At 72.1% G+C, this 17,549-nt stretch carries 12 protein-coding genes and 2 pseudogenes; 5 read left to right on the top strand and 9 right to left on the bottom strand.

The window, feature by feature from the left end; genetic code table 11:
- Nucleotides 1-39 precede the first annotated feature (39 nt).
- The 3 genes and pseudogenes from ABEB03_RS16665 to ABEB03_RS16655 all read right to left on the bottom strand — a co-directional run.
- Nucleotides 40-1,266: a serine hydrolase domain-containing protein gene (locus ABEB03_RS16665; RefSeq protein WP_345648790.1), complete on the bottom strand. Its 1,227-nt coding sequence runs from the start codon at nucleotides 1,264-1,266 to the stop codon at nucleotides 40-42.
- A 30-nt stretch (nucleotides 1,267-1,296) separates the two neighbouring features.
- A complete protein-coding gene (locus ABEB03_RS16660; RefSeq protein WP_345648787.1) occupies nucleotides 1,297-2,715 on the bottom strand; it encodes an MFS transporter in 1,419 nt (472 codons plus the stop codon).
- 113 nt (nucleotides 2,716-2,828) lie between these two features.
- Nucleotides 2,829-3,419, bottom strand: a pseudogene (locus ABEB03_RS16655) (TetR/AcrR family transcriptional regulator); the annotation flags it as partial.
- 168 nt (nucleotides 3,420-3,587) lie between these two features.
- Here ABEB03_RS16655 and ABEB03_RS16650 point away from each other — a divergent pair.
- Nucleotides 3,588-4,028, top strand: a complete 441-nt coding sequence (locus tag ABEB03_RS16650; RefSeq protein ID WP_095937742.1) for a PPOX class F420-dependent oxidoreductase — start codon at nucleotides 3,588-3,590, stop codon at nucleotides 4,026-4,028.
- A gap of 404 nt (nucleotides 4,029-4,432) precedes the next feature.
- Here ABEB03_RS16650 and ABEB03_RS16645 read toward each other — a convergent pair whose 3' ends face one another.
- Together ABEB03_RS16645 and ABEB03_RS16640 are read right to left on the bottom strand one after the other, a co-directional pair.
- Entirely contained in the window at nucleotides 4,433-5,728 is a 1,296-nt protein-coding gene (locus ABEB03_RS16645) for an MFS transporter (RefSeq protein WP_345649502.1), read from the bottom strand.
- 305 nt (nucleotides 5,729-6,033) lie between these two features.
- Entirely contained in the window at nucleotides 6,034-6,699 is a 666-nt protein-coding gene (locus tag ABEB03_RS16640) for a TetR/AcrR family transcriptional regulator (RefSeq protein WP_095937744.1), read from the bottom strand.
- A gap of 226 nt (nucleotides 6,700-6,925) precedes the next feature.
- On the opposite strand from ABEB03_RS16640, the gene ABEB03_RS16635 reads away from it, so the two are divergent.
- Complete coding sequence (locus tag ABEB03_RS16635) at nucleotides 6,926-7,801, top strand: shikimate dehydrogenase (protein ID WP_345648775.1); 876 nt, start codon at nucleotides 6,926-6,928, stop codon at nucleotides 7,799-7,801.
- A gap of 229 nt (nucleotides 7,802-8,030) precedes the next feature.
- The gene (locus ABEB03_RS16630; RefSeq protein WP_345648772.1) at nucleotides 8,031-9,851 is read left to right on the top strand and encodes a bifunctional sugar phosphate isomerase/epimerase/4-hydroxyphenylpyruvate dioxygenase family protein; all 1,821 of its coding nucleotides are present in this window, start codon (nucleotides 8,031-8,033) and stop codon (nucleotides 9,849-9,851) included.
- A gap of 50 nt (nucleotides 9,852-9,901) precedes the next feature.
- Here the strand turns inward: ABEB03_RS16630 and ABEB03_RS16625 are convergent, their stop codons facing one another.
- A complete protein-coding gene (locus ABEB03_RS16625) occupies nucleotides 9,902-12,520 on the bottom strand; it encodes a glycoside hydrolase family 31 protein (RefSeq protein ID WP_345648770.1) in 2,619 nt (872 codons plus the stop codon).
- 468 nt (nucleotides 12,521-12,988) lie between these two features.
- Between ABEB03_RS16625 and ABEB03_RS16620 the strand changes: the two genes are divergently transcribed.
- Both ABEB03_RS16620 and ABEB03_RS16615 read left to right on the top strand, forming a co-directional pair.
- Nucleotides 12,989-14,470, top strand: coding sequence for an APC family permease (locus tag ABEB03_RS16620; protein ID WP_345648768.1), 1,482 nt, complete (start codon nucleotides 12,989-12,991; stop codon nucleotides 14,468-14,470).
- Nucleotides 14,471-14,480: 10 nt separating this feature from the next.
- Nucleotides 14,481-15,443, top strand: a complete 963-nt coding sequence (locus ABEB03_RS16615; RefSeq protein ID WP_345648765.1) for a hypothetical protein — start codon at nucleotides 14,481-14,483, stop codon at nucleotides 15,441-15,443.
- Nucleotides 15,444-15,540: 97 nt separating this feature from the next.
- Here ABEB03_RS16615 and ABEB03_RS16610 read toward each other — a convergent pair whose 3' ends face one another.
- The 3 genes and pseudogenes from ABEB03_RS16610 to ABEB03_RS16600 form a co-directional block, all read right to left on the bottom strand.
- Nucleotides 15,541-16,152, bottom strand: a complete 612-nt coding sequence (locus tag ABEB03_RS16610; protein WP_345648761.1) for a histidine phosphatase family protein — start codon at nucleotides 16,150-16,152, stop codon at nucleotides 15,541-15,543.
- 7 nt (nucleotides 16,153-16,159) lie between these two features.
- Nucleotides 16,160-17,038 (bottom strand): phosphogluconate dehydrogenase (NAD(+)-dependent, decarboxylating), encoded by an 879-nt coding sequence (gene gnd / locus ABEB03_RS16605; protein WP_345648756.1) that lies wholly within the window; start codon nucleotides 17,036-17,038, stop codon nucleotides 16,160-16,162.
- A gap of 6 nt (nucleotides 17,039-17,044) precedes the next feature.
- Nucleotides 17,045-17,549, bottom strand: a pseudogene (locus ABEB03_RS16600) (glucose-6-phosphate isomerase); the annotation flags it as partial.

Raw genomic sequence — 17,549 nt, 5'->3', positions numbered from 1 at the left:
CGCCCGTACGGGCGCTCGCGAGGCCGTGCGGACCACGTGTCAGTCCAGGAGCGCTTCGTGCACGAGCCGCTTCAGCTCGGGGAACACCGGGTTCGAGCCCGCCGGGCGGACCTGGCTCAGGAACTGCACCGTCAGGTCGCGGCGCGGGTCCACCCAGAACGTCGTGGTGGCCACCCCGCTCCAGCCGAACGCGCCCTCGGAGGACGGGGACCGGGTGATCGCGGGGTCCACCACGACCGAGACACCGAGCCCGAAGCCGAGGCCCGCGTTGCCGGGTTCCTGATGGACGGGGGTGCCGAAGGCGCGTCGGTCGGCGTTGCCGGGCAGGTGGTTGGAGACCATCAGGTCCACGGTCCCGGGGGCGAGCAGCCGTACTCCGTCGAGTTCGCCGCGGCGGCGCAGCATCTCCATGAAGCGGTGGTAGTCGTGCGCCGTGGCGACCAGGCCGCCGCTGCCGGACAGGAAGCGGGGGCGGCCGTGCAGCGGGAGGCCGGGGACCGGCGTGATCCCCCCGTCGCCGTCCTCCCCGTAGAGCTGGGCGAGCCGGCCGGACTGCTCGTTCGTGACCTGGAAGCCCGTGTCGGTCATCCCGAGCGGGCGGAAGATCCGTTCGGCGAGGAAGGTGTCGAGGCCGACACCGGACACCACCTCGACGACACGGCCGACGACATTGGTGGCGACCGAGTAGTTCCACCCGGTACCCGGCTCGAACTGGAGCGGCAGCCCGGCGTACACCTCGACGGTCTCGGCCAGGTCCGCGCCGGGCGGCACCGACGGAGTCAGTCCGGCGTCCCGGTAGAGCGCGTCGACGGGGTGGGCGTGGTAGAAGCCGAAGGTGAGCCCGGCGGTGTGGGTCAGCAGATGGCGCAGCAGCACGGGTTGTCGCGCGGGCCGGGTCCGGGTGCCGGAGCCGGACCCGTCGACGTAGACCCGCATGTCGGCGAAGGAGGGGACGAAGTCCGCCACCGGGTCGTCGAGACGGAGGCGCCCTTCGTCCAGGAGCATCAGCGCGGCCACCGTCGTGACCGGCTTGGTCATGGAGTAGATCCGCCACAGGGTGTCGTCCTTCACCGGAAGCCCCGCCTCACGGTCGCGCAGACCGTACGTGGTGAGGTGGGCGACGCGGCCGTGCCGGGCCAGTGCCACGAGACAACCGGGCAGCCGGCCCTCGTCGACCAGCGCGGCGAAGTGGTCGTCGAGGCGGTCCAGCGCCTTGCGGTCGAGTCCGGCCTCGCCCGGCTCGACCTCCTGTCGCAGGTGTCCCATCGTTCCCCTTTGCGCCGCGGCTGTTGGCGTTCATGATCTCGTACGCACCGATGGAGCGTGGTGCCCGCGCCGACCCTGATCGGCGGTCGTGTCCCTCTTGTGCCCCGGAAACCGCAGGGCCAGCGGCACGCCGACGGCGGACACCGCGGCGAGCACGGTCAGTGGTGGGCCCGCTTCGACCTCGGTGCCGAGCGTCATCAGCGTGGCGGCCGTCGCGATCCCGAAGGTGGGACCTATGTTCATCGCCGTCTGCTGGAGCCCGCCCGCCACGCCCGCGGCCTCGGCCGGGGCATGCCGCACGACGACCTCCGTGGCGGTGACCATCACGGTGGCGAAGCCGGCACCGAGCAGGAGGAAGCCGACGCCGATGGTCAGGGCCGTCGACCTCTCGTCGAGCCGGGACAGCAGCAGGACTCCGAGGGTGAGCACGCCCGTCCCGGCGACGGCCGTCGGGCGGGGACCGAGGCGGCGCGCGAGCACCGCGGCGACGGGGGCGCCGGCCACCATCGCCACGGCGCCCGGCAGTGCCCGCAGACTCGTCTCCAACGGGTCCAGCCCCAGGGTGCGTTGAAGGAAGTAGCTGCCGACGAAGAGCGAGCCGAGCATGGCCGCCGACGCGGCGACCAGCAGGCCGAGCGCCGGGCCGACGGCCGACGGACCGAGGACGCCGGGCGGCAGCAGCGGATGAGTGGCGCGGCGTTCATGGCGTACGAACACGACGGTCGCCGCCACGCACACGACCGTGCCGAGCGCGGTCGCAGCCGGCCGGGCCGAACCCGGAAACCCGGTCAGCGTGTGCACCAGCGCCGCCAGGGCCACCGCGAGCAGGCAGGCACCGGGCACGTCCAGACCGCCGGCCGGGGTGGTGCCGTCGCGCCGGGCCGGGGCGCGGACGGCGAGCGCCGCGACGACCGCCGCGAGCGCGGGCAGCACGTTCAGGAAGAACACCGCCCGCCACCCGAGCTGGGTGACCAGCGCCCCGCCGACGACGGGACCGGCGGCCGCCGACAGACCGATGGCGCTCGTCCGCAGCGCGATGGGCATGCCCAGCCGGTCCGGGGGATAGGCGGCCCGCAGCATCCCGAGCGTGGCCGGCTGGAGCAGGGCTCCGAACACGCCCTGAACGACCCGCAGTGCGATCACCCAGCCGATGCCGGGTGCCGCACCGATGCCCGCCGACGCGGCGCCGAAGCCCAGGACGCCGACGGCGAAGGCCCGTTGGTGGCCGTAACGGTCCCCGACGCGTCCCGCGAACACGAGCAGGCCGGCCACCGCGACGAGGTAGCCGGTGCTGGTCCACTGGGCCTCTGCGAACGAGGCGTGCAGGTCGCGCTGGAGTGCGGGCTGCGCGACGGTCAGCACGGTCCCGTCCAGCGCGACGATCACGGCGCCTACGACACTGGCGGCGAGCGCGAGCCGTCGACGGCCCGGTGACACGGACGGGTTCACGCGTCCTCCTTTCCGAAGCGACCGTTCGGATCCGCCGGGCCGAGGCGCGCGTCCGGCCCCTGCGGGCTCCGCCGGCCGCCCGGATCGCCCGAGCTCATGGGGGCGTCCGGATCCTCCGGCCCCAGGTGGGCGTCCAGTGCCGCCCGCAGCAAGGGCGCGAAGTCGCCCGTACCGGTGGTGAGTTGGAGGCTGCCCCAGCCCCACAGCTGGGCGATGCCGTGCAGGTTCGCCCACAGCGCTCCCGCGACGACGGGGGCGTCGGCTCCCGGGCGGGCCCGCGCGACCAGGTCCACCAGCGTGGCGAACATCGGCAGGCTCGTCTCCCTGAGCCCCAGTCGACCGCTCTCCAACAGGTCGTGACGGAACATCAGCTCGTACATCCCGCGCCGGGTCAGCGCGAAGTCGAGGTAGACCCCGGCGAGCGTGGCCAGTTGGGCCCGGGGGTGTGCACCGGCGCCGACCGCCGCCTCCGGGGAGCCCACGGCCGCCGTCGCGCGGGCCTGCAGATCGGCGAAGCCCCGGCGGGCGATGGCGGACAGCAGTTCCAGATGGGTCGGGAAGTAGCGGCGGGGAGCGCCGTGCGAGACGCCCGCCCGCCGGGCGATCTCGCGCAGTGACAGTGCCTGCGCCCCCTCCTCGGCGACGAGGTCGACGCCGGCCTCGATCAGCCGCTCGCGCAGTCCGGTGCTCTCGTGCTCGCTCATAGACACTGTCTACCACCCATGCGTAGACACTGTCTACGCACGGGTGGGGCCGCAAGGAGCGCGAGTGCCGGTCACCTGGGTGCGCCGAGCGGCCGTCGCCCGGGTTCACGGCGGACGCGGGCGGCCCCGGACCGGAATGCCGGGCGCGGGCGGGGCGTTGATCAGGGCATGACTCAGGAAGCGCCTCAGGACGCACTGCTCAAGCTGCTCTCCGAGTACAAGGGCGGGGTGCTCGTCACCCTCAAGAAGGACGGGCGGCCCCAGCTGTCGAACGTCAGCCACGCCTACTACCCCGACGAGGGGGTCATCCGGGTCTCCCTCACCGACGACCGCGCCAAGACCCGCAACCTGCGCCGTGACCCGCGTGCCTCGTACCACGTGACCAGCGACGACCGGTGGGCCTACACGGTCGCCGAGGGCACGGCGGACCTGACGCCCGTCGCGGCGGACCCGCACGACGAAACCGTCGAGGAACTCGTCCGCGTCTACCGGGACGTCCTCGGCGAGCACCCCGACTGGGACGACTACCGGGCCGCGATGGTCCGCGACCGCCGGCTCGTGCTGCGGCTGCGGGTCGAGCGGGCGTACGGCATTCCCCGGGGACGCTGAACCCCTGGGGCCCGTCCGACACTTCCCGCCTGCCCGGCGGCGCCGGGAAGTGTCGGACAGGCCCCGGGGCGGGTGGTCGGGCGGCGCCACGCGACGGGCACTCCGCACACACCGGCCGCCCCTGAATCCGGCCGGGGTGTGCTGAGCGGTTCCCTCGCGTGCGGGCGCGCCGTCGGCGTGCCCGTGTCGCCTGCCCGCCCCCTTCGCCGCGCGGTGGTGCCACGCGGCCGTACCGGCACGTCGTGCCCGTTGCGGCCGATGTTCTTGCCGAAGACGTCGCCTGTCAACAGTGCCCCTGCCGGGGCGGGTACCCGCAAGTCCCCGAACCGCCGTGCGCGGACGGGGACTTGCGCGCGGGATCACCCCCCCGCGGTGGCGTGGAAGGCCCGCGCCGGGGCCGCGGGTCAGACCGTCACGGTCTCGTGCCGAGCGGCTTCCCCCGCCACGGACTCTCCCAGCCGCTCCGTCGGCACACGGTGCGTCTCACGCGCGGAGAGCGCGGCGAGCACCGGCGGGACGCACAGCGCCGCGGTGAACAGGGCCACGGACGACCAGTCCGCACCGTCCGGCCCGGCGATCTGCGCGGCGAACGTGACGGCGAACCCGGCGACGGCGAAGCCGATCTGGGTGCCGATCGCCACGCCGGACAGCCGCACGCGGGTGGAGAACATCTCGCCGTAGAAGGCCGGCCAGACACCGTTCGCGGCGCTGTAGACGACACCGAACGCGAGGACGCCGAAGAGCAGGACCAAGGGGTACGAGCCCGTCGAGATGGCCCACAGGTAGGCGAACATCAGTACGGCGCTGCCCGCCGCGCCGACCAGATAGACCGGGCGCCGGCCGATGCGGTCGGAGAGCGTGGCCCAGGCGGGGATGGCGCCCAGGGCCACGATGTTGGCGAGCGCGCCCACCCACAGCATCTGCGTACGGGACAGGCCGACCGCGTCGCTGGTGCCGTAGGCCAGGGCCCACACCGTGAAGATCGTGCTCACCGAGGCGATCAGGGCGCCCGCCACCACCCGCAGGACGTCCGCCCAGTGGTCTCGGCACAGGACGGCGAGGGGCAGCTTGACCACGCCCTCGGTCGCGGCCTGACGGGTGAAGGCCGGGGTCTCCTGGAGGGTGCGCCGGATGACGTAGCCGACGACGGCGACCGCGACGCTCAGCCAGAACGGGAGGCGCCAGCCCCAGGAGAGCAGCTGGTCCTCGGGCAGCGCGGCGACGGGGAGGAAGACGAGCGTCGCGAGGAGCTGGCCGCCCTGGGTGCCGCTGAGGGTGAAGCTGGTGAAGAAGCCGCGCCGGTCCTGCGGCGCGTGCTCCAGCGTCATCGAGTTGGCGCTCGCCTGCTCGCCGGCCGCCGAGATTCCCTGGAGGACTCGGCACAGCACCAGCAGCACCGGGGCCAGGCCTCCGACCTGGGCGCGGGTGGGCAGACAGCCGATGAGGAACGTCGACAGTCCCATCAGGATCAGCGTGAAGACCATGATCTTCTTCCGGCCGAGCCGGTCGCCGAAGTGGCCGAGGAACAGGGCGCCGACGGGGCGGGCGGCGTACGCGACACCGAACGTGGCCAGCGACAGCAGGGTCGCGGTCGCCGGGTCGGACTCGTCGAAGAAGACCTTCGGGAAGATCAGGGCGGCGGCACTGCCGTAGATGAAGAAGTCGTAGTACTCCAGGGCGCTGCCGATCCAGGCGGCCATGGCCGCCTTGCGGGGCTGGCCGGGAGGCGCGTCGAGCGGGGCGGCGGGGTCGGACACGGGGTGCTCCTTCGAGGGAACTCCGGGGACGGGAGTGCGGGCGGGGGAGAGGTGCCGGGGCCCTTGGGGTGTACGGGTCGGCTGTGCCGAGTGGGTGCTCTCCGATGTGACGCACCCCGGCTAATTAACCCACTGGATAGTTAGTAGCGGATGGCTAGGGATGCTGCGCCCGCGTTTCCCGGGTGTCAAGAGGGTGTGCGCGAGGAGTCCGCGGTCCGCGGGCCCCGAAGGACGCCGTCCGCGGGGTCTCAGTCCGCCGCGCGGTCGGCCGTGAGATAGGCGATGACCATGTCGCCGAGCATGGTGCGGTAGTGCTCGCGCTGGTCCGGGGCGACCAGGTCGCGGCCGAACAGCGCCCCGAACGTGTGCCGGTTCGCGACCCGGAAGAAGCAGAACGAGCTGATCATCGCGTGCAGGTCGACCGCGTCGACATCGGCCGTGAACAGGCCCGACCTGCGGCCCGTCTCCAGGATGCGGCCGATCACGTCGAGCGCGGGCGAACCGATCCTGCCCAGTTCCTCGGAGGCGGTGATGTGCTCCGCCTCGTGGATGTTCTCGATGCTCACCAGGCGGATGAAGTCGGGGTGCGCCTCGTGGTGGTCGAAGGTCAGCTCGGCGAGCCGGCGGATGGCCGCGACCGGGTCCAGGTGCTCGACGTCCAGCTCCTGCTCGGCCTCCCGGATCACCGAGTACGCGCGCTCCAGGACCGCGGTGAAGAGCTGCTCCTTGCCGCCGAAGTAGTAGTAGATCATCCGCTTCGTGGTGCGGGTGCGGGCCGCGATCTCGTCGACCCGGGCGCCGGTGTAGCCGGCGCGCGCGAACTCCTTGGTCGCCACGTCGAGGATCTCGGCCTTGGTGCGGGCGGCGTCGCGGATCCGCCCGTTGGGTCGTGCCGGTTCTTCGACGCTGGTCATCGGGTTCCTTCGGGCGAGAGGCAGGTGCCCGCGATTGTAGAAGCAGGTCCTGCCGGTCCGCCGTCCCGGTCACGGGTGCCGGCGGCGGGCCCCTTCCCATCGGGCGGGAGGCTTGATATGACTAACGAACCAGTTCGTACATTAGCCCGAGCTGCCGTCGCCCGGCCGGTCGTCCGCCGACACCGCCCATCGACCGGTCGCCGTCCTCGCCCCTGGAGGCTCCGCCGTGTCCCAGACCTCGTATCTCGTCGGCCTCATCGGGGCCGGCATCGGCCCCTCGCTCAGCCCGGCGCTGCACGAACGGGAGGGCGACCGGCAGGGGCTGCGCTGTCTGTACCGGCTGATCGACATCGACGAGCTCGGCGTGGGCCCCGAGGCGGTGGGCGAACTCGTCCGCGCCGCACGCGACGTCGGCTTCGACGGCCTCAACATCACGCATCCCTGCAAGCAGCTGATCATCGACCACCTCGACGAACTCGCCCCGCAGGCGCGAGCGCTCGGCGCGGTCAACACCGTCGTCTTCGAGGACGGCCGCGCGATCGGGCACAACACCGACGTCACGGGGTTCGCCGCCTCCTTCGCCCGAGGTCTGCCCGACGTCTCGCTGGAGCGGGTCGTGCAACTGGGCGCGGGCGGCGCCGGCGCGGCCGTCGCGCACGCGGTGCTCACCCTGGGAGCCGGGCAGGTCACCGTCGTCGACGCGATGCCCGACCGTGCCGCCGTCCTCGCCGCCGCCCTCGAATCCCACTTCAGTGCGGGCCGGGCCGCCGCCGCGTCGCCGGACGCGCTCGCGGGCCTCCTTCCCGACGCCGACGGCATCGTGCACGCCACCCCCACCGGGATGGCGGCCCACCCGGGGCTCCCGCTCCCGGCCGCGCTGCTGCACCCCCGGCTCTGGGTCGCGGAAGTCGTCTACCGGCCCCTGGAGACCGAGCTGCTGCGCACCGCCCGCGCGCTCGGCTGCGCGACCCTCGACGGCGGGGGCATGGCCGCCTTCCAGGCAGCCGACGCGTTCCGGCTCTTCACCGGGCGGGAACCCGACAGCGCCCGGATGTTCGCCGACATCGCCGAACTCGCGGGCGCGGAGCCCGCCCGGCACTGACCCCGTCCGAAGCATGCCCGCGCCCGTCCGACCGCGGCCCGTCCACGACCGTCCGGCCCGACGCGTCCGGCGTCGCCGGACCGAAGTGCGTCCGCCCCCGTCCGGACGCGTCGCGTCCGCCCCGTCCGGGCGAGGTCCCGGCCGAGGTCCGCCACCCCGACGGCGTCGCGAGGCCGGCACACCGCCGCGCCCTGCCCACCGTCCCGAAGCAGCCTCGAAGGAGCATCCCGTGCGCACGTCCATCGCCACCGTCTCGCTCAGCGGACCCCTGACGGAGAAACTCACGGCCGCGGCCCGGGCGGGCTTCGACGGTGTCGAGATCTTTGAGAACGACCTGCTCGCGACCCCTCTCGCACCCGAGGAGATCCGGGCCCGCACCGCCGACCTCGGACTCTCCATCGACCTGTACCAGCCGATGCGCGACATCGAGGCCGTGCCCCCCGAGGAGTTCGCCCGCAATCTGCGCCGGGCGCGGCACAAGTTCGAGCTCATGCGCCGCCTCGGCGCCGACACGGTCCTGGTGTGCTCCAGCGTCTCCCCGCTCGCCGTGGACGACGACGCCCTCGCCGCCGAGCAGCTCGGCGAACTCGCCGCTCTGGCCCGGGACTTCGGCATCCGCGTCGCGTACGAGGCACTGGCCTGGGGACGTCATGTGAACACCTACGAGCACGCCTGGAGCATCGTGCGGGCGGCCGGCCACCCCGCGCTCGGCACCTGCCTGGACAGCTTCCACATCCTCGCCCGCGGCGGCGACCCCAAGGGCATCGCCGACATCCCCGGCGAGAAGATCTTCTTCCTGCAACTGGCCGACGCCCCGCTGATCGCCATGGACGTCCTCCAGTGGAGCCGCCACTACCGGTGCTTCCCCGGCCAGGGCGGGTTCGACCTCGCCGGTCTCCTGCGGCACGTGATCGCCACCGGGTACCGGGGGCCGCTCTCCCTCGAAGTCTTCAACGACGTGTTCCGCCAGGCCGAAGCCGGGGAGACCGCCGTGGACGCCCGGCGTTCCCTGCTCGTCCTCCAGGAGGCGACCGGACTCGCCAGGCCGCCCGCCCCCGTGGTGCCCACGGGTGTGGCCTTCGCCGAACTGGTCACCCCCGACGCCGCGCCGGTCACGGGGATCCTCGGCGCCCTCGGCTTCACCCGTACGGCCCGTCACCGCAGCAAGCCGGTGGACCTCTGGCAGCAGGGCGAGGCCCGTGTCCTCGTCAACACGGGCCCCGCGGGCAGGCGCGGCGGCACGGTGCTCGCCGCCGTCGGCCTGGAGTCACCGGATCCGGCGGGCGCGGCCCGCCGCGCCGAGTCCCTGCTCGCCCCCGTCCTGCCGCGGCGGCGCGCGCCAGAGGACGCGCCGCTGGACGCGGTGGCCGCACCGGACGGCACCGAACTCTTCTTCTGCGGCACTCCCGGGTCGCGGGCGCCTCAGGAGGAGGGAGACGCTCCCGAACCGCTCGACTGGACCGGCGACTTCGAGCCCGTCGGCGACAAGCCGGACGGTGGTCATGTGACCCGGATCGACCATCTCGCCCTCACCCAGCCCTGGCACCAGTTCGACGAGGCCGCCCTCTTCCACCGCAGCGTGCTCGGGCTGAGCGCTCAGGAGAGCGTCGACGTCGCCGACCCCTACGGCCTGCACCGCAGCCGGGCCGTCACCAGCGCCGACGGCGGCGTCCGTATCGCGCTGGGTGTCGGGCCGGCCCCCTCCGGCGACGCGGCCCGCACCCAGCACATCGCCCTCGCCACGGACGACGTGGTCGGCGCCGCCCGCCGCTTCCGGGCGGCGGGCGGCCGGCTGCTGCCGGTCCCCGCGAACTACTACGACGACCTGGCCGCACGCTTCGAGCTCGGCGACGGTGAGCTGGACACCTACCGCGAGCTCGGCATTCTGTACGACCGTGACGAGTCCGGCGAGTTCCGGCACTGCTACACCGAGACCGTCGGCCGCGTCTTCTTCGAACTCGTCCAGCGCGACGGCGGATACCGGGGGTACGGAGCGCAGAACGCCCCGGTGCGCCTCGCCGCGCAGCACGCGGCGCGCCCGGGACGCTGAGCCCGCGGGTCGCGCACGCGCCGTACGGGGGGTGCGCGACCCGCGCGACGTCACCGCACGAGCCGCAGTGAGAACGCGCGGTCCAGCGGCCGGTCCGGGGTGACGATCGTCGTCACCCCGGAGCCCGTGTCGTACGACCAGGCGTCACGCGCGAGCGGCCGTCCGTCGATGAGGACCTGCCGCGGCGCGGACCCGCCGTGCACGGTGAAGCGGTACGCGCGCGCGGACGGCTTGCCCTCGTAACTCCCCTTGCCCGCACCGACGCCGACCTCCGTGCTGCGCGCGGTGGCGTGCACGGTGACGCGCTGGGTCGCCGAAGCGCCCTCGGCGAAGCGCCGCGTCACCCCGTCGTCCTCGTACAGCGTGTAGCTGCTGTCGCCCTTCGGGTAGAGGTCCCAGTCCAGCTCGTGCCGGTCACGGGTCTGCCAACTCGTCGTTCCCTTGGGCCACATGGGCACGACGGCGCCGCCGCGCACGAAGAGCGGGAGGGTGTCGAGCGGAGCGTGGTAGCCGTCGATCGTCGTCGGCCCCTGATAGGTGCGGCCGGTCCAGTAGTCGGTCCAGGTGCCTTCGGGTAGATGGATGCCGTCACGGGTCTCGGAGTCCTCGTAGACCGGTGCGACGAGGAAGTCGCGGCCGACGAGGAACTCGTACTTGGCGTCGGGGCCCAGGGCCGCGGGGTCGTCCGGGTACTCCAGCCACAGCGGGCGCACCGCTCCGACACCCGTCTTCGTGGCCTCGGCGGACAGCGTGTACATGTAGGGGAGCAGACGCTCCTTCAGCTGCAGGTACTTGCGGTTGATGGAGGTGTACGGCTCGCCGTCCAGCCAGGGTTGCTGGTCGGCGGGCTTGCCGGTGGTGATGTCGGAGGCCCAGCCGTCCATCGTCATGACGGCCGGCAGGAACGCCTTCCACTGGAGGTCGCGGGTGTACATCTTGGCGTCGTGACGGTAGATGGAGCCCACGTCGCCCGTGTTGTACGCGATGCCGGACATGGTGGCCCCGGCGTACGTCGGGATCTGCCAGCGGATGTAGTCCCAGGACAGCTTCTGGTCGCCGCTCCACAGGACGCCGCAGCGCTGGGCACCCGCCCAGGACACCGGCAGCCACACGAAGCCGCGCGCGTCGCTGTTGTCCTCGATCCCTGCCTTGGCCCGGTCGCAGGCGTCGAGCGCGAAGCCGTAGCCGTTGCCGACCCAGGCGACGTCCAGTTTGGCGACACGCTGGCCGGCCTTCACCTGGTCGGCGAGCTTGTCGATGCCGTCCTGGGTCCACAGCCCGAGCTGGGCGTGGTGGTCCTGGAGGCCCTCGGCCGTCTGCGGGAGGTTCTCGTAGCCGCAGCCGTAGCCGTCGTTGACGAGCATCCAGCCGAGCGGCATGTCGTGGGAGGTGTAGCCGTCGGCGATCTTCAGGGCGTCGAGGGTGTGGCGCTCGCCGCGGTTGGCGTTGTGGAGGTAGCAGTCGGAGTCGCCCGGTTCCAGTCCGTACACCGGTGGCATGAACGGCTTGCCCACCAGTGCCGTGTACTTGCCGATCACCTGCTTCGCGTCACCGATGAAGTAGTAGGCGTCCAGGCGGCGTTCCTGCTGTCCGGTCCGCACCGGTGAGCCGAAGTCGTAGACGCCCGGTGCGAAGGTGTTGCGGAAGACGCCGTAGCCGGCGCTGGAGAGGTAGAAGGGCTGGGAGTTGTTGTAACCGCCCTCGTTCCAGTCGAAGTTGTTCGCCACGTGCATCGTGCGGTCGCGGTGCGAGAAGCTGCCGTTCTGCTCGCCGCCGCCGAAGAACTGCTCGTCTGCGCCGCGCGTCAGGCTCTGCCGCATGCCCGAGGTGGACCAGCGCAGGGGGCGGTCCTCCTGCCACAGCGGGGTGCGGTTGTCGGCCTTGTACAGGCCGAAGCGCAGGGGCTTCTTGTAGACGCGCAGCACCGCGTCGGGGGAGCGGATGCCGTAGTACGAGCCCGCGTCGAAGGACGTGGTGTGGCGCTGCGGGGCGGGCGGGGTGCGGACGATCGCGGTGCCCACCGGGTCGGTGAGGGTGCCGGACGGATCGGCCTGCAGGCGCAGCCGGCCCCCGGACAGGAAGTCGGCGCGCGCCTTCAGTTGTCCGGCTTCGACGGTGTAGCTTCCGTCGCCGCCGCTGAAGGACGTGAGGTCGCCGGCGTCCGTCGTCCTCGGCAGGTAGGCCTTCCCCGTGTACGCGTTGTCGTGCACGTCGTACGGCACGACGAGCACGTGGTAGGTGCCCGACGCGTCGGGGATCACGGTGGACTCGGGGTCGGCGGTGCCGGCGCTGCTGGCGACCTGCTTGCCCGCGTCGTCGTAGATGTACAGGTCGAAGTCGTCGGTGGGGTGCTGCCATTCGATCGAGACCGGTACGCCGCCCTCGGGGTTGTCGGCCCAGTACCCGTCGGGCACCGAGACCTTCAGGTCGAACCGGTCGCACACCGCGCCGTCCGGGTCGTCGGCGGCGGACGGACAGCTGTCGGTGCCGCCCGCGGTGCCCTTGGCGTAGACGGGGCTCTGCCAGTCGACGCTCTGGTGGGTGTCGTCCAGGACGGCGCTCGCCGGGGTCGCCGCGAGCGCGGGTGTCGACGGGGCGCCCAGCAGGGTGACGGTCAGGGCGGTGGCGAGCCCCGCCATGGCCCAGAAACGGTGTCGGAGTCTTCGCACGGTACGCATCTCCACTCAAAACCAACGGCGTTGTGTTCGCAGGTGTTTGAAACAGCGTCGGATCGTGCATGTTCAAGCATGAAGGGTGCCCGTCCAGTCAGGTTCATGTCAATGAATCCGGAGGGAAGTGCCGGTGAGGGGCTCCGTGCGGGCGGGCGTGCCCCCGCAGGCCTCCCTCGCGTGCCGTGCGGGATCGCCTCGTCGCCCGAGGGGCGATCCGAAAGTGCGCGCGCCGGGCGCGAGGGAGGCGAAGGCGCAGGGCGGCGCGAGGTCAGGGCGCCGACGGCCCTAAATTACCGGCCAGTTGACCTGGAAAGCGGAACGACCACCGCTATCATCACACCACCCGCGGAGCGACCCTCTGCCCGATGACGGCGGTTGTACGGCATCGACCTTCACACCCCCCACTTCTCACACGGCGTTGTCGGGCGTGCCTGCGCGCCGTGCAGGACGGAAAGCAGCGCGAGCATGAGCAACAACAGGGGCAGAGGGCTCCAGGCCAACGCCCTCGGCACGTTCGACACGGTCGTCATGGCGGTGGCGGGCAGTGCCCCCGCGTACTCCCTGGCCGCCACCACGGCCGTCCTCGTCGGGGCGGTCGGCCTGGCCAGCCCCGCGGCACTGCTGTACTGCGCGATACCCATGCTGGGCATCGCGCTCGCCTTCAGCTATCTCGGCCGGATCGACGTCAACGCGGGCGCCAGCTACTCCTGGGTCGGCCGCACGCTCCACCCCTTCCTCGGCTTCATCAGCGGCTGGGCCCTGGTGATCTCGGCGACCATCTTCATGGTCGCGGGCTCGCTGCCCGCGGGCGCGATGACCCTGTCCCTGTTCGACGAGGGGCTCGCCGACAACACGGCACTGGCCACCGCCGTCGGCGCGGGCTGGTTCCTGATCATGCTGCTCGTCGTGCTGGGCGGCGCGCGCCTCACCGTCCGCGCCCAGCTGATCATGTCCGGCGTGGAGCTGGCGATCCTGGCCGTCTTCGCCGTCGGCGCGGTGCTGCACGGCGGCACCGCCCGCTCCTTCGAGTGGTCCTGGCTGGGCTTCGGCCACTTCGACGGGCTGGGCGGCTTCGCCTCCGGCGCGCTCATCGCCGCCTTCTACTACTGGGGCTGGGACGTCACCAGCAACCTCAGCGAGGAGACCAGGGACAGCCGCCGCACGACGGGCCTCGCCGGTCTCATCGGCGTCGGTATCGTCTTCCTGCTCTTCGAGGTGTTCACCATCGCGGTGAACGTCATCCTCACCGACCGGCAGATCCAGGAGAACGACGCCAACGTACTGGGCGTCCTCGGCGAGGAGATCTGGCCCGGCTGGGGCGGGAAACTCCTGATCGTCGCCGTCATGCTGTCCACCATCGCCACCCTGGAGACCACGCTCATCCAGGTCACCCGCTCGCTGTTCGCGATGGGCCGTGACCGCACCATGCCGACCGCGCTGGGCCGCGTCCACCGCACGTGGAACACCCCGTGGGTCGCGATCGTCGTGGTCGGCGCGGTCGCCCTGCTGATGTTCGTGACCTCCAACGCCCTCGGCTCGGTCGGCGACATCCTCGCGGACGCGATCGCCGCCATCGGGCTCCAGATCGCCGTCTACTACGGACTCGCCGGCATCGCGGTCGTCGTCGCCTACCGCAAGATGCTGCTGAAGTCCCCGGCCAACTTCCTCTTCGGCGGACTGTGGCCGTTCCTCGGCGCCCTGTTCATGTTCTGGATCTTCGTCGAGTCGCTCGGCGAGCTGAGCGGCGCGTCCATCACCATCGGCATCGGCGGCATCGCCGTCGGACTCGTCCCCATGCTCTGGTACTGGAAGCAGGGCAGCGACTACTACCGGCCCGCCCGGCTGGACGCCACCCAGGTCGTCGAGACCGAGTACGTCCCCGACGGCTACGTCGGCGCGGCGGACGAACGGTCCCGTGTCCACGAGGGTCTCCCCACCGACTTCTGAGAGGGACCCGATGGCGGGAGACCGCTTCACCCCCGACTTCGACCCCGATTTCGGGGACGCCCCGCTCACCTCCGCCCGCCAGGACATCGTGATCGGCCGGTGGCAGGGACTGCGGGAGCTCCTGCGGGCCACCGGCCCCGACTGGGCCGTGCGCGGCCACCGCGTCCGGCTGCTCGCACCGGCCTGCGCGGGCAACTCGACCGTGGAGTCCTGGCTGGCCGCGGAACCGCGCAGCGCCGACGCGCTGGTGCTGCGGGCCGCGACCGACGTGGCCAGGGCCTTCAACGTGGCCATCGCGGCGGGCCGCGGCGTGCCCATCGACCCGCAGCGCATCGACCGGGCCGTGCTCGCCTGCCTCCAGGCCGCCGAGGCCTACCCGGAGGACCCCACACCCTGGATCTCCCTCATCTCGGTCGCCCGCCTCTATCCGGCCGGTGTGCGCCGCCGCGAACTGGGGCGCTGGTGGGACGAGTTGCACACCCGCGACCCGCACAGCATGGAGGGGCATCTGCAGATCCTCCACTACTACTCCTCGCGCTGGCACGGCACCCACGGTCTGATGTACGACTTCGCGCGGGACGCGGCCGGTGTGGCGCCGCCCGGCTGCGCCCTGCCCGTCCTGGTGCAGTTCGCCCGCGTCGAGGAGTACCGCTACGTTCTCGACGGAGCGAAGGGACAGCGCGACGCCGTCGTGGGGCTCGGCCAGCACTGGAACCACGACGCCGCCGTGAACGACGTACGGCGCACCTGGGAGCGCTGGATCACGGCACGCCCGGACGGACCGGTCGCCCCGGAGGAGGTCCGAGACCTCAACCATCTGACGCACGCCGCCTGTTACGCGGGGGCGGCGGACATCGCGGAGGCGCTGTTCGGGATGATCGGGCGCCGCGCCAGCCGTATGCCGTGGTCCTGCACCGGCGACCCGGAGAGGGAGTTCGTGCGGTGGCGCGAGCGGCCGTCGCGCGGGGCGTGACCCGCCGGGGACCGCGGGACGGAACGCGTACGCGGACGGGGGCCGGCCCGCCCTGATGGGCGGGCCGGCCCCCGTCGGAGCCAGCGCGGTCCGGGACCTAGTACGCCGCGGGCGAGGCCCCCGGCTGGTTCCAGGTGGCGATCACCGGGGTGCCGTGCTCCGTGGAGAGCCGGCTCACGGTCGCGGTCGCGAGCTGGAAGAGCCGCCCGGACTCCGCCGGCAGGCCCAGCCGACGGGCCGTCAGCACCCGTAGGAAGTGGGCGTGCGCGACCAGCACCACGTCACCCGGACCCTCGGCGAGCGCCGCGTCCACCCGGGTGAGCACACGGTCGGCGCGCTCTGCGATCTCCCGCGGCGACTCGCCGGGATGCTCCTCCGGCCCCGGCGTCACCCCATCGGTCCACAGCACCCAGTCCGGCCGGGTCCCATGGATCTCACGGGTGGTGATGCCCTCGTAGCCGCCGTAGTCCCACTCGTGCAGGTCCGGGTCGGTCACCGCCCCGGTCAGGCCCGCGAGTTCGGCCGTGCGCACGGCACGGCCGAGAGGGCTGGTCAGTACACGGGCGAAGGACTGCCCGGCGAAGAACGGTGCCAGGGACTTGGCCTGTTCCTCGCCGTGCGGGGTGAGCGGAAGATCGGTCCAGCTGGTGTGCCGGCCCGTCAGACTCCACTCGGTCTCCCCATGGCGGACCAGTATGAGGTCGCCCATGGCGGTCCTACTTCGCCGACTCGACGGCGTGGCCGCCGAACTGGTTGCGCAGCGCCGCGATCATCTTCATCTGCGGCGAGTCGTCCTGCCGTGACGCGAAGCGCGCGAACAGCGACGCGGTGATCGCCGGCAGCGGCACCGCGTTGTCGATGGCCGCCTCGACCGTCCAGCGGCCCTCGCCGGAGTCCTCCGCGTAGCCGCGCAGCTTGTCCAGGTGCTCGTCGTCGTCCAGGGCGTTGACCGCGAGGTCGAGCAGCCAGGAGCGGATGACGGTGCCCTCCTGCCAGGAGCGGAAGACCTCGCGCACGTCCGTGACGGAGTCGACCTTCTCCAGCAGCTCCCAGCCCTCGGCGTAGGCCTGCATCATGGCGTACTCGATGCCGTTGTGGACCATCTTCGAGAAGTGGCCCGCACCGACCTTGCCGGCGTGCACGAAGCCGAAGTCGCCCTCGGGCTTGAGCGCGTCGAAGACCGGCTGGACCTTCGCGATGTGCTCGGCCTCGCCGCCCACCATCAGCGCGTAGCCGTTCTGCAGGCCCCACACACCGCCGGAGACACCCGCGTCGACGAAGCCGATGCCCTTGGCGGCCAGCTCCTCGGCGTGCTTCTCGTCGTCCGTCCAACGGGAGTTGCCGCCGTCGACGACGGTGTCGCCGGGCTCCAGGAGATCGCCGAGTTCGTCGACGACGGACTGGGTGGGTGCACCCGCGGGCACCATCACCCAGACCACGCGCGGGCCTTCGAGCTTGCCGACGAGTTCCGCGAGGCTGCTCACGTCGGCCAGGTCGGGGTTGCGGTCGTACCCGACGACCGTGTGGCCCGCGCGGCGTATCCGCTCGCGCATGTTGCCGCCCATCTTGCCGAGGCCGATGAGTCCGAGCTGCATGTCAGTTCACTTCTTCCGGAGAGTGCGGTATGCGGCCACGAGGGCGGCGGTGGAGGGGTCGAGACCGGGGACGTCGGCGCCTTCGGTCAGGGCGGGTTCGATCCTCTTGGCGAGGACCTTGCCGAGTTCGACGCCCCACTGGTCGAAGGAGTCGATGTTCCAGACGGCGCCCTGGACGAACACCTTGTGTTCGTAGAGGGCGATCAACTGGCCCAGGACGGAGGGGGTGAGTTCCCGCGCGAGGATGGTGGTGGTGGGGTGGTTGCCGCGGAACGTCTTGTGCGGCACCAACTCCTCGGGCACGCCCTCGGCGCGGACCTCGTCGGGGGTCTTGCCGAAGGCGAGCGCCTGGGTCTGCGCGAAGAAGTTCGCCATCAACAGGTCGTGCTGGGAGGCGAGTTCGTCGCCCAGTTCGCCGACGGGGTTGACGAAGCCGATGAAGTCGGCGGGGATGAGCTTGGTGCCCTGGTGGATGAGCTGGTAGTAGGCGTGCTGGCCGTTGGTGCCGGGG

Source organism: Streptomyces siamensis (assembly GCF_039543605.1).
Classification (GTDB): domain Bacteria; phylum Actinomycetota; class Actinomycetes; order Streptomycetales; family Streptomycetaceae; genus Streptomyces; species Streptomyces siamensis.
This window is presented reverse-complemented; position numbering and strand designations above follow the sequence as displayed.